Raw genomic sequence first — 15,263 nt, forward strand, 5'->3', positions numbered from 1 at the left:
GATGGACACACCTGTACCCATTCCGAACACAGAAGTTAAGCATCATAACGGCGACGATAGTACTTACGTGCAACAATAGCTAGCTGCCGGTTCTTCTTTTTTATTATCTAGAATTCTTTATCAAACGATATATGCTTTTTACAATGTATCCATTTTGCCCTTCTAGGGCCTTTTTTTATTTGAAAGATAAATAATTTAGGTAGATTACAAAATTTTTTAGGGGGAATTTTAGTGGATTCTCACTATAAAAATCAGCTTTAAAGAATATTAATGCATTATATTATTTTAACAAAAAGAAAAAGTCTCTTGCGAGACTTTTTACTTATTATAAATCAACTGCTTCTTTAACTAGAGCAACTACTTCATCCATAGTTCCGCAGTTAATTGCTTTAGCTGCTAATTCTTCCATTTCAGATTTTTTCATTGATCTGATTAATTTTCTTTGAGATAAAATAGAAGTAGCAGACATAGAGAATTCATCTAATCCTAAACCAATTAGTAATGGGGCTGCGATAGCTTCTCCAGCCATTTCTCCACACATACCAGTCCATTTTCCTTCAGCATGAGCTGATTCAATTACGTGTTTAACTAAACGTAAAATTGATGGATGGAATGGTTGATATAAGTAAGATACACCAGAAGACATTCTGTCAGCTGCAAATGTATATTGAACTAAGTCATTAGTTCCAATTGAGAAGAAATCAACTTCTTTAGCTAATTGATCAGCTAATACTGCTGCTGCAGGGATTTCAATCATAATACCAACTTGGAATGTATCAGAAACTTCAATACCTTCGTTAACTAATTTTTCTTTTTCTTCCATTAAGATTCCTTTAGCTTTTCTAAATTCATCTAATGTAGCAATCATAGGGAACATAATTCTTAAGTCACCATATACTGATGCTCTTAATAATGCTCTTAATTGTACTCTGAAGATATCTTCTCTTTGGAAGCATAAACGAACCGCACGTACTCCTAAGAATGGATTCATTTCTTCAGGTAATGGAAGAGCTTCGATTTTCTTATCTCCACCGATATCTAATGTACGTACAACAACTGGTTTACCGTTCATTCCTTCTAATACTTCTTTATAAACGTTAAATTGTTGTTCTTCAGTAGGTAATTCAGCTGATTCCATGTATAAGAATTCAGTTCTAAATAATCCGACACCTTCACCACCGTTATCAAGAACACCTTGAATATCTTTAGGAGAACCAATATTAGCTACTAATTCAACTTGATGTCCATCAACAGTAACTGATTTTTCATTCTTTAATTGTTTTAATTCTTCTTTATATGCAATGAATGCTTCACGTTTTGCTTCATATTCTTTGATTTCATCATCAGTTGGGTTGATAATTACAACACCAGCTTCTCCATCTAAGATAATCATATCATCATCATTAGCTTCTTCTGTAATTGTTTTACAAGAAACAACTGCAGGAATTTCTAATGAACGAGCCATGATTGCAGAGTGAGAAGTTCTTCCACCAATGTTAGTAGCAAAACCTTTAACTAAATTTTTATTTAATTGAGCTGTATCAGATGGAGTTAAATCATCAGCAATGATTACAACTTCTTCATCAATTAACGCTGGATTAGGTAATGATTTTCCTAATAAATTAGCTAATAAACGACGTGAAACGTCTTTAATATCAGCAGCTCTTTCTTTAAAGTATGGATCATCCATACTTTCAAACATCATGATGAAAGTATTTGCAACTTCATCTAATGCTGCATCAGCATTAATTTTTTCATTTTTAATTTTGTCTTCAACTTGAGTTTTTAATTCAGGATCTTGAAGTACTAATGCATGTGCATCAAATACTGCAGCTTCTTCAGCAGAAAGATTTTTTGATGCGGCTTCCTTAATTGATTCTAACTCTTTTGCAGTTTGTGACATAGCGTCATCAAATTTTTTGATTTCAGCATCTACATCTTCTACAGTAACTTTAGTTACTGTTAAATCTGGCATAACTAGTTTATAGGCTTTTGCTATCGCAATACCACTAGAAGCCCCAATACCTTTTATCATATAAAAACACCTCCATATATATATTCATTTTACCTTATTTATAGAAAAAAATAAAGAATTATTGGTTTTACTTTTAACTTATTTTTAATTATAATTTATTGTTTAGAATAGTAATAAACTATTAATGATTATAGATAAAAAAGAGCTGATTTTCTGTCTATTAGCTTGAACAAAATGCTTTAAAATAGTATCATATATGCGGAGGGACGTAAAATGAAAGTAATTATAGTAGAAAATTATGAAGAAGCAAGCGTAGAAGCTGCAAAAGTAATGTTGGAAGTAGTAAAAAATAATCCAACTGCAAATTTAGGATTAGCAACAGGATCAACTCCAATTCGTTTATATGAATTGATGATTGAAGATCATAAGAAGAACGGGACTTCTTATAAAGACATTAAAACATTTAACTTAGATGAATATTTTGGTTTAGAACCAACACATCCTCAAAGTTATCATTACTTTATGGAACAACATTTATTTAAAGATATTGATATCAATCCTGAAAATGTTCATGTACCAAATGGTGCTGGTGAAATTCAAAAAAGCTGTGATGACTATAACGAATTATTAGCTAACAATCAATTGGATATCCAATTATTAGGAATTGGATCAAATGGTCATATTGGATTCAATGAACCAGGAACTGCTTTTGATTCAGTAACTCATATGATTGAATTAAAAGAAAGTACTCGTCAAGATAACGCTCGTTTATTCTTTAATGGTAATATTGATGAAGTACCAACTCATGCAATTACAATGGGTATCTCTAATATTTTAGCTGCTAAAAAATTATTATTAGTTGCTTGTGGTGAAAATAAAGCTGTACCAATTAAAGTATTAGTAGAAGGTGAAAAAACTGTAGATGTACCTGCAAGTGCTTTACAAGATCATGATGATGTTACAGTTATTATTGATAAAGCAGCAGCTAGTTTATTAACTAAATAGATTTTAAAGGAAAGATGTTATTCTTTCCTTTTTTAAAACCCTTTTTTTAACTTTAAAATACGCTCTTGATTTGTACTATTATTACATAAAATATATAATAAAAAAGGGGTATTAAAATGACAAAAAATTTATTTATTAATGAGGCTATGAATGAAAACAATAAAAATTATTCATTATCAATAAAACGAGTATCACCGATTTATCAGCGTGATAGTGATTTACGTAGTGAGTTTGGTCGTGATTATACTAGAATAATTTTTTCTCAAGCGTATCGTCGTCTTAAACATAAAACTCAAGTTTTTTTCGCAGTTAAAGACGACCATGTTTGTACACGTAGTGAACATGTAAATTTAGTAGAATCAATTAGTTATACTATTGCAAATTATTTAGGTTTAAATACAGAATTAACTAAAGCTATTGCTGTTGGCCATGATTTGGGTCATGCACCTTTTGGGCATGGTGGTGAAACAATCATTAATGATATTGCTAAAAGTAATGGGTTAGATTCATTTTGGCATGAACGTAATAGTCTGCATTTTATTGACAATATTGAAACATTAGAGGATGATGAACATGTACGTCATAATCTAAATTTAACTTATGCTGTTAGAGATGGTATTATTTCACACTGTGGTGAGATGCAGCAAATGAAAATAAAAAAACGTGATCAAGCGATAGATTTAAACGATTATTTAACACCCGGTCAATATAATCCTTTTACATGGGAAGGCTGTGTTGTTAAGGTTGCTGATAAAATAGCATATTTAGCTCGTGATATTGAAGATGCGTTGCGATTAAAAGTTTTAAAAGAAAATAAAGTTGAAGTCTTAAGAATGTCATTGAATCAGCTTTCTGAAGACTATCAATTCAATGCAATCAATAATGGAACGATAGTTAATTATTTCATTCAGGATGTATGCAAAAATAGTAATCCTGATGATGGAATTGCATTATCTAAAACAGCATTTGAAATAATGAAAACTATTATGAAATTTAATTATCAAAATATATATAAAATTGATCGTGTTAAAATCCATAGTGATTATGTTAGTTTAATGTTACATTCAATTTTTGATTTTTATTATAAGTATGATTTAATAGCTAAGGATTTAAATACTAACTTAATTAATGAGTTACTTAAAGATAAAGAACAGTTTCCTAATACTATTAATGGTTTTGTTCATTGGTTAGAAAAATATAGTAATATGAAATATTTTAAACGTAATGAAATATATCAAAATAAAGTAATATATGATTTTATTAATGATGATCAAGCGATGATTAAAAGTATAATTGATTATTTATCAGGAATGAGTGATGCTTATATTATTCAGATTTTTAATGAATTAATTGCGTTTTAGTCTTAAAATATTTATTAAGTTATGGTAAACTAATGTTTATGTTAGGAGGTTAGCTTATGCCTATTAAAATACCTAATGATTTACCAGCTAGTAAAATATTAAGAGAAGAAAATATTTTTGTTATGGATGAAAATAGGGCTTTATCGCAAGAAATTCGCCCGTTACAGCTTTTAATATTGAATATTATGCCAACTAAGATTGTAACTGAAACGCAATTATTAAGAATGCTTTCAAATACACCTTTGCAAATAGAAGTTGACTGGATTCATATGGCCAGTCATGAATCTAAAAATACTTCACAAGAGCATTTATTGGCTTTTTATAAAACTTTCAAAGATATAAAAGATAAAAGTTATGATGGTTTGATTATTACTGGAGCCCCAGTAGAAAAATTGCCATTTGAAGAAGTTGATTATTGGCAAGAAATGGTAGAAATTTTAGAGTGGGCCAAAACACATGTCTTCAGTTCTTTTTTCATTTGCTGGTCATCGCAAGCGGCATTGTATCATTATTATGGGATTCCAAAACATAAATTAGATGAAAAATTGACCGGAGTATATTTCCATAGTACTAATATTGAAAAGATGAAACGTAAGATATTAAGAGGCTTTGACTATCAATTTTATGCACCTCATTCAAGATATACAACTGTTTTAGCAAAAGATATTGAAAAAGTTGCTAGTTTAGATATCTTAGCTCAAAGCAAAGAAGCTGGTGTTTATTTAATTGCTGAAAAGGATGGATCACGTTTTTTTGTTACCGGTCATCCAGAATACGATCCTGATACATTAGATAAAGAATATAAAAGGGATTTAGCAATTTCTAGTGATGCTACGATGCCTAAAAATTATTATCGTAATGATGATATAAATAATGAAATATTGGTTAAATGGCGTTCTCATGCTTATTTATTATTTAGTAACTGGTTAAATTATTATGTTTATCAATTAACACCATATGACTTAAATGATTTAGAATCAATTAAGACAGGAAAAAAAGATTAGAATTTGCATTCTAGTCTTTATTTTTTTTTGATAATTTGATAGAATCTACTTACGGCAAGAAGGCCAAATGCAGACATGGCGAAACTGGTATACGCGCTATCTTGAGGGGGTAGTGGGCATTAGCTCGTGCGAGTTCAACTCTCGCTGTCTGCACCATGCCGGTGTAGTTCAATGGCAGAACGCATGAATGGTAATCATGAAATTCAAGTTCGATTCTTGGCTCCGGCACCATTTTAAAGTTAATTGATAGAGCATTTATTTTCTAACGTTATTAAAAGACTACAATATTTGTAGTCTTTTAAATCATTTATAGGGTTTAAAATCAAAATTAAAGCCAGTATATTTAAAATGCTTTAGATTTAAATATTGTTCAATATCTCTTGAGGCTTTTAATGAAATATCATTGATACGATATATTTTACCATTATGTTTAACTAGTGGAGTAATATATCTTTTTTTAACATCGATATTAATACAATACTTATCTTTTTGAAAAGAATTGCTGCCATAAAATGAAATCGTTTTTTGAAATCTAATAAAATTATTTTTAAGATAATCATCTTTACAATTTAAAATCTTCTCGATTATTTTTCTTTCTGAAAGCGTATAAAGATCATCGATAGTTAAATAGTCACTAAAATTCATTGATTTTATTATATCTGCTATAAACTGCATTGCTGTTCGATCTTTATCACTTATCCATTGAGGCCATAATTTACAAACAGTATCTATGTATTTTTTGGCAACTTTTAAATCAGTAAATCCTAACTCAATTATATTATCTTCATTAACAAGTATTTCAATATTTTGATAGATTTCCTTAATTGTATCTAATTGCCAAATCCGGTAAAAACTAAGACCGCTAGAAAAATTATACTCAAAGCGATCTGCACTTAATCTAGGAGTATCATTATCAGCAATTGGATATATATGATAATCAATAACATCTTCAATTTTAATATTATCTTTTTTTAATAATGTGCAGATTTCTTTTGAATTTGAAATCATTAGCGCTGTTTTTTCTTCAGTTGCCTCTTGTACTAGCGTATCACCGTATAAAAAATCAATACAATGTTTAAAAGCCGGAGTAGTAATATCGTGGAATAAGCCAGCTAAAGTTTGTTTTTTATCATGAGTAAAATGCCAGATAATTAATGCTACTGCTACACTATGGTCAAGGGTTGAATACCAGTATTGGATATTAAAAAGTTTACAATAATCTAAACCGCAGTTCATACTAATATCCTTCAATCTTTGCATTGGCAGTGTATCGATGTAATCAACTAACCAATCTGGAAATTCTGGTGATAAGATTTTAAAATATTCTTTGATTTCAGGATGCAAATTATTTATATAGTTGTTCATTAATATACTCCGTTTATATAATTGAAAAAAATCTCGTAACGAGATTTTAATCAGCTTTTATTAAATTATAAATTGCATGGCAATAAATTTCAGTTGCTTTAAGTAACGAATCAATTTTAATATTTTCATTATTTCCATGAATAAAATTATCTTCACCTTCAAATTCAGCGCCGAAAGCAACACAGTTTGGCATTGATTTAGCATAAGTTCCGCCACCAATTGCTTGTGGTTTAGAATTAGTATCACCTGAAACATCAACATATGCTTGATGTAGGGTAGAAACTAATTTAGATTTAGGATCAATATATAAAGCTTTACCAATATCATGATTTTCGTTTAATTGATAATTACTGCAGGCTGTTTGGAATTTTTCAATCATCTTATCAAAATCCATATCATGAGGACAACGTAAATCTAAAGTTATTTTTAAATTTTCTTTGCAATAAGAAATAACACCAAGATTCATAGTTAAAGGTCCCATAGCCCCATTAAAATCAATTCCTAATTTTTTACCATGGTAATCATCAAGATATTCCAATACAAAATCAACTACTTTATTATCAACTACAGTAGCTAAATATTTGCATAAATAAACTACAGCATTAATACCTTCTTCAGGGGTACTAGCATGAGCTGATTTTCCTTTTAAAACCAGTTTAGTATGATTTCCTTCTTCTTCGATAGTTCCAGTTAAATTATTACTACTTAGAAATTTTTGGAAAGAATCAACATATTGTTTATGATTTCCTTCGATTATTGCTTCACAAGTTTCTGGAACAATATTAGGTCGTGATCCTGCACATAGATAAATTAAACCATTTTTTTCAACATTACCAGTTATTTCAAAACTGCAACCAGCTTTTTCACCATAAACAACTGGGAAACCAGCATCAGGGGTAAATCCCATTGTTGGATAAGGCATTTTAGTAAAATAATATTTGACACAGCTGCTACCTAATTCTTCGTTACATCCAAAAATAACTCTAGTTTTCATTTTAGTTGGAATGTTTAATGAGTTAACAATTTTAGCAGCATAGTAACTAGCAATTAAAGGTCCTTTATCATCAGCTACACCACGGCCATATAATTTACCATCTTTAATAACTACTTCAAAAGGATTAGTATCCCAACCAGCTTCATTTACTGGAACAACATCCAGGTGTCCTAAAATTCCTAGAGTTTCTTCACCACTACCAATATCAATATGACCCGCATGTCCATCTACATCTTGAACTTCAAAACCGTCACGGCGTCCAATTTCTAACATGGCATCGAGCGCTTTACGATTGGCAGCACCATAAGGTGCAAATAAAGCAACCGTGCTATCATCTTGCATTGAAGGAATAGCACATAAATCTTTTATATCTTGAAGCATTTGATCTTTTATTTTTAGTACTTCCGATTTAAAATCTATCATTATAATCACCTCGAAAATAATTATAACACTATTAGTTGTATTTTTTAACAATTTTAATAATAATAGTGTTATGATATAGTAAATAATTAGGAGGTAGAGCATGAAAAATGTAAAATTTCACATAACTGTAAAAGGTATTGTCGTATTAGATAATAAGATTTTATTATTAAAAAGAGTTAAACCCTCAACAGATGGATTAGGTTTTTGGGAATTGCCTGGAGGTGGACTAGAATATGGAGAAACACCTAATCAGGCTTTGATTAGAGAGTTAAAGGAGGAAACAGGATTAGATATTGTAATAATTAAACCAGCTTACACATTTACAAAAATTAGAGAAGATTATCAGACAGTTGGAATCGGCTTTTTATGTATTCCAAAAAATGATCATGTTCGCCTTTCCGATGAACACACTGATTATTGTTTTGTAACGATAGAAAAAGCAAAAGAATTGTTAGATAAAGAAATATATAATGATATTATTTATACTATTGAAGAATATTATCTAGGGCGTGATTTTAGTAAAGCTAACGTATAATTTTGGTTGATAATTTGTAATTTTAAAGTAAAATAGAGTGGTCAGACATTTTTCAAAGGAGATTATATGAACGAAGAAATTATTGGATTAGTAGTAAACGAATTAGAGATAACAAAAAAACAAGTTGAAGCAGTATTGTCTTTGTTACAGCAAGGAAATACAGTTCCTTTTATAGCACGTTATCGTAAAGAAGCTACTGGTGGTTTAAACGAAGATCAAATCAGAGACATTGATAAATATTATCAATATCAGGTTAATTTATTGAAACGAAAAGAAGATGTTATTCGTTTAATTGATGAAAAGGGAATGTTAACAGACCAGTTAAAAAAAGATATTTTACAGGCAACTAAATTAAATATCGTTGAAGATTTATATCGTCCTTATAAAGAAAAAAGAAAAACTAAAGCAACTGAAGCTAAAGCTAAGGGATTAGAGCCATTGAGTAAATGGATCTTAAGTTTACCAAATGGTGATATTGAACAAGTTGCAAAAAAATATTTAAATGATAAAGTAACAAGCGAAGCTGAAGCTATCCAGGGAGCTTTAGATATTATTGCTGAAGTAATTAGTGACGATATTAAATATCGAAAATTTGTTAAAGATATTATGTATAAATCAGGAACAATTGAAACTAAAGTAAAAAAGAAAAATCCTGATGAAGATAAAGTATATGAAATGTATTATGATTTCCATGAACGAGTAAATCGAATTGTTTCACATCGAATTTTAGCAATAAATCGTGCTGAAAAAGAGAAGGTTATTACTGTAAATATCGTGATGGATAAAGAATTTTTGATTCAGTATATAAATCGAGGTGTAACTAGAAATAAAACCAGCAGCGTTAATGAATATATTTTAAAAGCTGTTGAAGATAGTTTGAATCGATTATTATTACCATCAATTGAACGTGAAGTTCGTCATGAATTAACAGAAAAAGCTAGTGAACAGGCGCTTAAAGTTTTTTCAGTAAACTTAGAAAAATTATTAATGCAAGCACCGCTTAAAGATAAGATGGTTTTAGGAGTCGATCCAGCATATCGAACTGGCTGTAAATTAGCAGTAGTTGATCAAACCGGAAAAGTATTAAAAATTGATAAAGTATTTATTACGATTCCTAAAGATAATTACGATAAAGAAAAGAAAATTTTATTAGATATAATTAAAAAATATCAGATTGAAATTATTGCTATTGGTAATGGAACAGCTAGCCGTGAAAGTGAAGCTTTTATTTCTAAATTAATTAAAGATAATCATCTTGATGTAGATTATGCGATAATTTCTGAAGCTGGTGCTTCAGTATACTCTGCAAGCAAACTTGCTAAAGAGGAATTTCCAGATTTTCAAGTTGAAGAACGTTCAGCAGTATCGATTGCAAGAAGATTACAAGATCCTTTAGCTGAGCTTGTTAAAATCGAACCTAAAGCAATCAGTGTTGGTCAATATCAACATGATATTAATCCTAAGCTATTAGAAGAACAGCTAGATTTTGTTGTTGAAAAGGCGGTAAATAGTGTCGGTGTTGATATTAATACTGCTTCTGCTTCATTATTACAATATGTTTCAGGTTTAAATAGTGGTGTAGCTAAAAATATTATCAAATATCGCGATGAACATGGTAAATTTACTAATCGTAAGGAAATAAAAAATGTTAGTAAGTTAGGTGCTAAAACATATCAGCAGGCAATTGGTTTTTTAAGAATACCAGGTGCTAATGAACCTTTTGATGCTACAGCTATTCATCCTGAAAACTATAATCAAGCTAAAGCATTGTTAAAGCTAATCAACGCTGATACAAGTATGCTTGGTTCTAAAGAAATTAGTGAAAAATTAGAAACAATTGATAAAGAAAAAGTAATTAATGATTTAGGAATTGATTCTTATACTTTAGATGATATTATTGATAGCTTTATTAAACCTAATCGTTCACCAAGAGATGCTTATCCAACACCATTATTGAAAAAAGACATTTTAAAAATTGAAGATTTAAAACCAGGAATGCAATTAGAAGGAACAGTTAGAAATGTTGTTGATTTTGGAGCATTTGTTGACATCGGGTTAAAAAATGATGGTTTAGTCCATATTTCTAAGATTTCTAATGAAAGAATTAGACATCCTTTGGATAAACTAAGCATAGGTGACATTGTTGAAGTATATGTCATTGATGTTGATGTAAAAAAACATCGTGTTGCCTTAAGTATGATTAAAAATTAAAGGATGAGTTGATGAAAAAAAGATTGTTTCTACTAGGAATAGTTGTTTTGTTGTTAAGTGTAGTTAGTTTATCAAATTTAAAATCAAACCAGGATCAAGAAGTTGCTTTACCTAAGACAACAACTTTAGAACCTGAAGTAATTGAATATGACGAACTAACTAGCTATATTGAACTATTTAAAACGGGGGATATTATTAATATTGAAAATTCTAATTATTTAAGTTCATATGCTATTCCAGGCCGTTGGAAACATTCAATATTTTATTTAGGGACATATCAGCAGTTCAATGAAGTATTTACTGTTGATGATAAATATTATCAAGAGATAAATAATCATTATCAAACTAAAGATGAAATTTTGGTTTTAGATAGCAACTCTACCGGGGTGAAAATCAGGACTCTTGATCAGATGGCTAATTTAAAAAAAGAATCTTATTTAAAAGCGTTAACCGGATATCGTTTTAATGAAGATAAAAATTTCATAAAAAATTATTTAAATCGAGCTTTAGATTATTTAGATACGCCTTATGATTATAGTATGACAACTTATGATGATAGTGCTTTATATTGCAGTGAATTAGTCTATTATGCCTTGTTAGCTAATGATATCGAGATAAATAAAACAAGTACTATAGTTGATCATATAGTTATTACTCCGACGGATTTAAGTGATTTTTTAGAAACATTAGATGATATAGAGCATGTCTATCTATTAGAAAAAAATAATGAACAAATAGTAATAACATAAAAAAGATGCCGTGGCATCTTTTTTATTTAAATAATTCAGTTGATAAATAACGTTCACCAGTATCTGGTAATAAAACAACAATATTTTTATCTTCACCAGGTAATTTACTAGCACCATGTAAAGCAGCTCCAGCAGTAATACCCACTAATAAACCTTCTTTTTTAGCTAATAATCTTGAGGCTTGATATGCATCTTCACTAGAAACGGTAATAATACTATCGATTAAATCTAAATCTAAAATATCAGGAATAAAATTTGCTCCAATCCCTTGTAAATCATGAGGACCAGCTTTTCCTTTAGAAATTAATGGCGAATCTTCAGGTTCAATTCCAACTATTTTAATATCTGGATACTTTTCTTTTAAAACCCGAGCAATTCCAGTAATAGTTCCACCAGTACCAATACCAGCAACAAAATAATCAATGTCATCATTAAAATCTTCTATGATTTCTAAAGCAGTGCTTTCTTGATGAGCTAGAGGATTATTAGGATTGACAAATTGACCAGGAATATAACTGTTTTCAATTTTATCAGCTAATTCGTTAGCTTTATCAACCGAACCTTGCATTCCTTTTTTGGCTGAAGTCAGTACGATTTTAGCACCATAAGCTTTTAATAATTTTTGTCTTTCAATTGACATCGTTTCTGGCATAGTTAAAATTAACTCATTACCATAGATGGCACAAGCAATTGCTAAACCAATGCCAGTATTTCCGCTAGTTGGTTCAATAATAGTAGTTTTTTCATTAATTAATCCATCTTGATAAGCTTGTTTAATTAATTTTAGACCAACACGATCTTTAACACTGCCACCAGGATTGAAAAATTCTACTTTCGCAAATAGGTTATTATTGATTTTTTTTGCTGCTTTATAACGTTCTATTTCAATTAATGGTGTTTTTCCGATTGTTTCTAAAACACTTTTTTTAATACTCATAAATTCACATCCTTTTTTTAGTTATACCACTATTTATGAAAAGATGGTAGAGAAATAATAAATTTATTTCATTGTCATGGAAAAAATTGTTATTTATAATAATTTTAAAGGGGACTGATTATGAAAGATTATAAATATTTACAAGTTTATCAAACAATCATCGATGATATCGAAAATGGTTATTTAAAATATCAGGAAAAAATACCATCAATTAGACAAATGGCTAAACGTTTAGATGTAAGCAGGACAACGGTAGAAAGCGCATATTTACAATTATTGGTCGAAGGATATATTTTTGCTAAAGAAAAAGTTGGTTATTTTGTTGATGTTCAATATCAAAATCAATCAAAAAAAACAGTTAAAGCAGAAAATTCATTAGCATTAGATAATCATACCTATCGTTATGATTTTAGTGGACGTTTAGTCGATAATGAAAGTTTTAATTTAGATATTTGGAAAAAATACATAAAAAAAGCTTTGAATCAAACTGATGATTTAATGTGCTATGGCGATCCTCTAGGGGAAAAGGCTTTAAGAGCAGCTTTACAGCAATATTGTCATGAATTTAGAGGATTGAGTCGACCAGTTGACCATTATATCATTGGAGCTGGTTTTCAAATTCTTTTATATCATATTTGCAGTTTATTTAAAAAAGATAATTTAGTAGGTATAGAAGAAGGCGGTTTTAAACAGGCTGAAGCGGTTTTTCATGACTGCCATATGCAAGTTGTTAAACTACCAGTTGATGATCAGGGAATAACGATCGAAGGATTGCAGCGGACTAATTTAAAACTGCTTTATTTAAATAGTTCTTCAGGGGGATATCATGGTCATCCTATTAAACAACAGCGACGATTAGAAATTATTAATTATGCTCGTGCTAATAATGTTTATATAATTGAAGATGATCATAATGGTGAATTGAAGTTTAATAGCAAACCAATTGATGCGATGTCTAAATTAGAGAATGATCGGATATTTTATATTGGTTCTTTTTCTAAATTGTTGTTACCATCAATTAGAATTAGTTATATGGTTTTACCAAATAATTTAGTAAGTGATTTTCTTTTAAAAGTTAATGATTATCATCAAACTGCTTCAAAACTAGAACAATTAGCTTTAGCAATGTATATTGAAGATGGTCAATTAGCTAGGCATTTAAAACGTTTGCGTAAGCACTATCGTTTTAAAGGAAATCATTTATTAAATGAATTGAAGAAAGCTTTTCCTAATCATCATTTTGAATTATATGAAACAGCTCTTAAAATCACAATGGCAATAGAAGATGATTTAATAGATTATTATATTGAAACTGCTAAAAGGAATAATATAAATGTTACTAAAAACAGTAGTAATCAATTAGCACTTTCATTTTCTGGAATCCTAGAAAGTGATATTGATGAAGCGGTAAGTTTATTAAAAAAAATATGGTCAAAAAAATAGTGGTTGCATTAACCACTATTTTAATGATTTAAATGTTTGCAGCTATAATAAGCTGGAATACCATTTTTATAAGTAATATGAACTTCACCTTGAATTAATGGGAATAAATAATCATATAGTTCTTTAGTAATACCATTATGATCATCATTGATCCATTCAGTAGGAATCTTTTGTTCTAAATTAGCTACTTCACGAACATCAGTAGAAATATAGTCAATAACATATGGGTTATTAGAAATTCGTTTAAATCCCATTACTTGACCAGATTTTTTAGTCATTGCAGTTTCTACTGCTTTTTGACCAATTACAAAAGATTCATTTAAATCAGTTTTACTTCCAATATGCATAGCACATCTTTGTAGAACATTTAATTCAATACTACGTACTTTACATTGGAATTCTTTAAATACTAATGATTCAAGCATTTTACCAGTTCCTGAGTGAAGAACATGACCGAAAGCATCTTTTTTAGCGTATTTTGAATTATCATCAAGGAAATGACCATCTTTGTCTTTAATTCCTTCACTAACAGCGATAACAACACAACGTTTACGTTTAAATACTTCACGGATATCATCTAAGAATTTATCTTTATCAAAGACAACTTCAGGTAGATAAATTAAATCAGGGGCATCATTATATTCATTTCGAGCTAATGCTGCTGCTGCAGTTAACCAGCCAGCATTACGTCCCATGATTTCAATGATCGTAACTGATTGTAATTGATAAATTAAACTATCATGAACTACTTCTAGAATTGATGAAGCAACATATTTAGCTGCTGAACCAAAACCAGGGGTATGATCAGTTCCCATTAAATCATTATCAATAGTTTTAGGAATACCGATAAATTTAATTGGGCTATTGATTGATTGGGCGTAATCATCTAATTTCATAACAGTATCCATAGAATCATTACCACCAATATAGAAAAAATCAGTAATTTCTAATTTTCCTAAGATTTCAAATAATTTGACATAAGTTTCTTCGTTTTCTTTATATGTAGGTAATTTAAAACGACAAGATCCTAAATACATCGCTGGAGTCTGTTTTAAAGCATTAATTTTTTCTCCGGTATCAAACTCTTTTAATAAGTCCATATAACGGCCTTCTAAAAGTCCTTTAATACCATTGATCATTCCATAGACATTTTCATATTCTGCTGTTGATTTTGCTTTATGGATGATACCAGCTAAGCTTGCATTAATTGCTATTGTGGGTCCTCCAGATTGTCCAATAATACAATTTCTCTTTTTCATTT

Annotated in this window: 12 protein-coding genes, 2 tRNA genes and 1 rRNA gene; 10 read left to right on the plus strand and 5 right to left on the minus strand. The window is 29.6% G+C overall.

Annotation, left to right across the window (positions count from 1 at the left end; genetic code table 11):
- Nucleotides 1-92, plus strand: a 5S ribosomal RNA gene (rrf, locus tag B5F09_RS07210); the annotation flags it as partial.
- 233 nt (nucleotides 93-325) lie between these two features.
- On the opposite strand, the gene ptsP is transcribed toward rrf, so the two are convergent.
- On the minus strand, nucleotides 326-2,035 hold the full coding sequence (gene ptsP, locus B5F09_RS07215; RefSeq protein ID WP_087373228.1) for a phosphoenolpyruvate--protein phosphotransferase: 1,710 nt from the start codon (nucleotides 2,033-2,035) through the stop codon (nucleotides 326-328).
- A gap of 213 nt (nucleotides 2,036-2,248) precedes the next feature.
- Between ptsP and nagB the strand changes: the two genes are divergently transcribed.
- From nagB to B5F09_RS07240, 5 genes are all read left to right on the plus strand, one after another.
- Entirely contained in the window at nucleotides 2,249-2,980 is a 732-nt protein-coding gene (gene nagB / locus B5F09_RS07220; protein ID WP_087373232.1) for a glucosamine-6-phosphate deaminase, read from the plus strand.
- Between the two features lie 116 nt (nucleotides 2,981-3,096).
- The gene (locus tag B5F09_RS07225; protein ID WP_087373235.1) at nucleotides 3,097-4,341 is read left to right on the plus strand and encodes a deoxyguanosinetriphosphate triphosphohydrolase family protein; all 1,245 of its coding nucleotides are present in this window, start codon (nucleotides 3,097-3,099) and stop codon (nucleotides 4,339-4,341) included.
- A 56-nt stretch (nucleotides 4,342-4,397) separates the two neighbouring features.
- Nucleotides 4,398-5,345 carry a homoserine O-succinyltransferase gene (metA, locus tag B5F09_RS07230; protein WP_087302327.1) on the plus strand — a complete coding sequence of 316 codons (948 nt, stop codon included), beginning with the start codon at nucleotides 4,398-4,400 and terminating at the stop codon, nucleotides 5,343-5,345.
- Between the two features lie 69 nt (nucleotides 5,346-5,414).
- Nucleotides 5,415-5,501: transfer RNA gene (locus tag B5F09_RS07235), tRNA-Leu, on the plus strand.
- A gap of 1 nt (nucleotide 5,502) precedes the next feature.
- Nucleotides 5,503-5,576, plus strand: a tRNA-Thr gene (locus B5F09_RS07240).
- 72 nt (nucleotides 5,577-5,648) lie between these two features.
- Here the strand turns inward: B5F09_RS07240 and B5F09_RS07245 are convergent.
- Together B5F09_RS07245 and pepV are read right to left on the minus strand one after the other, a co-directional pair.
- On the minus strand, nucleotides 5,649-6,710 hold the full coding sequence (locus B5F09_RS07245; protein ID WP_087373240.1) for an HD domain-containing protein: 1,062 nt from the start codon (nucleotides 6,708-6,710) through the stop codon (nucleotides 5,649-5,651).
- 46 nt (nucleotides 6,711-6,756) lie between these two features.
- On the minus strand, nucleotides 6,757-8,127 hold the full coding sequence (gene pepV / locus B5F09_RS07250; protein WP_087373244.1) for a dipeptidase PepV: 1,371 nt from the start codon (nucleotides 8,125-8,127) through the stop codon (nucleotides 6,757-6,759).
- A 100-nt stretch (nucleotides 8,128-8,227) separates the two neighbouring features.
- On the opposite strand from pepV, the gene B5F09_RS07255 reads away from it, so the two are divergent.
- The 3 genes from B5F09_RS07255 (at nucleotide 8,228) to B5F09_RS07265 (ending at nucleotide 11,622) form a co-directional block, all read left to right on the plus strand.
- Nucleotides 8,228-8,662 carry an NUDIX domain-containing protein gene (locus B5F09_RS07255; protein WP_087373247.1) on the plus strand — a complete coding sequence of 145 codons (435 nt, stop codon included), beginning with the start codon at nucleotides 8,228-8,230 and terminating at the stop codon, nucleotides 8,660-8,662.
- 66 nt (nucleotides 8,663-8,728) lie between these two features.
- Nucleotides 8,729-10,873, plus strand: a complete 2,145-nt coding sequence (locus tag B5F09_RS07260; RefSeq protein ID WP_087373250.1) for a Tex family protein — start codon at nucleotides 8,729-8,731, stop codon at nucleotides 10,871-10,873.
- An 11-nt stretch (nucleotides 10,874-10,884) separates the two neighbouring features.
- Nucleotides 10,885-11,622 carry a YiiX/YebB-like N1pC/P60 family cysteine hydrolase gene (locus B5F09_RS07265; protein ID WP_087373253.1) on the plus strand — a complete coding sequence of 246 codons (738 nt, stop codon included), beginning with the start codon at nucleotides 10,885-10,887 and terminating at the stop codon, nucleotides 11,620-11,622.
- Between the two features lie 22 nt (nucleotides 11,623-11,644).
- Here the strand turns inward: B5F09_RS07265 and cysK are convergent, their stop codons facing one another.
- Nucleotides 11,645-12,559: a cysteine synthase A gene (gene cysK, locus B5F09_RS07270; RefSeq protein WP_087373256.1), complete on the minus strand. Its 915-nt coding sequence runs from the start codon at nucleotides 12,557-12,559 to the stop codon at nucleotides 11,645-11,647.
- A 120-nt stretch (nucleotides 12,560-12,679) separates the two neighbouring features.
- Here cysK and B5F09_RS07275 point away from each other — a divergent pair, with 120 nt between their 5' ends.
- Entirely contained in the window at nucleotides 12,680-14,002 is a 1,323-nt protein-coding gene (locus tag B5F09_RS07275) for a PLP-dependent aminotransferase family protein (RefSeq protein WP_087373259.1), read from the plus strand.
- Nucleotides 14,003-14,022: 20 nt separating this feature from the next.
- Here B5F09_RS07275 and B5F09_RS07280 read toward each other — a convergent pair whose 3' ends face one another.
- Nucleotides 14,023-15,261 (minus strand): 6-phosphofructokinase, encoded by a 1,239-nt coding sequence (locus B5F09_RS07280; RefSeq protein WP_087373262.1) that lies wholly within the window; start codon nucleotides 15,259-15,261, stop codon nucleotides 14,023-14,025.
- Between the last annotated feature and the right edge of the window lie 2 nt (nucleotides 15,262-15,263).

Origin of the sequence: Erysipelatoclostridium sp. An173 (assembly GCF_002160495.1) — a bacterium.
GTDB lineage: Bacteria > Bacillota_I > Bacilli_A > Erysipelotrichales > Coprobacillaceae > Thomasclavelia > Thomasclavelia merdavium.

What these genes read in the sequence shown, in the direction of transcription:
- ptsP (WP_087373228.1), bottom strand. Translation starts at nt 2,035, where the DNA reads ATGATAAAAGGTATTGGGGCTTCTAGTGGTATTGCGATAGCAAAAGCC.
- nagB (WP_087373232.1), top strand. Translation starts at nt 2,249, where the DNA reads ATGAAAGTAATTATAGTAGAAAATTATGAAGAAGCAAGCGTAGAAGCT.
- B5F09_RS07225 (WP_087373235.1), top strand. Translation starts at nt 3,097, where the DNA reads ATGACAAAAAATTTATTTATTAATGAGGCTATGAATGAAAACAATAAA.
- metA (WP_087302327.1), top strand. Translation starts at nt 4,398, where the DNA reads ATGCCTATTAAAATACCTAATGATTTACCAGCTAGTAAAATATTAAGA.
- B5F09_RS07245 (WP_087373240.1), bottom strand. Translation starts at nt 6,710, where the DNA reads ATGAACAACTATATAAATAATTTGCATCCTGAAATCAAAGAATATTTT.
- pepV (WP_087373244.1), bottom strand. Translation starts at nt 8,127, where the DNA reads ATGATAGATTTTAAATCGGAAGTACTAAAAATAAAAGATCAAATGCTT.
- B5F09_RS07255 (WP_087373247.1), top strand. Translation starts at nt 8,228, where the DNA reads ATGAAAAATGTAAAATTTCACATAACTGTAAAAGGTATTGTCGTATTA.
- B5F09_RS07260 (WP_087373250.1), top strand. Translation starts at nt 8,729, where the DNA reads ATGAACGAAGAAATTATTGGATTAGTAGTAAACGAATTAGAGATAACA.
- B5F09_RS07265 (WP_087373253.1), top strand. Translation starts at nt 10,885, where the DNA reads ATGAAAAAAAGATTGTTTCTACTAGGAATAGTTGTTTTGTTGTTAAGT.
- cysK (WP_087373256.1), bottom strand. Translation starts at nt 12,559, where the DNA reads ATGAGTATTAAAAAAAGTGTTTTAGAAACAATCGGAAAAACACCATTA.
- B5F09_RS07275 (WP_087373259.1), top strand. Translation starts at nt 12,680, where the DNA reads ATGAAAGATTATAAATATTTACAAGTTTATCAAACAATCATCGATGAT.
- B5F09_RS07280 (WP_087373262.1), bottom strand. Translation starts at nt 15,261, where the DNA reads ATGAAAAAGAGAAATTGTATTATTGGACAATCTGGAGGACCCACAATA.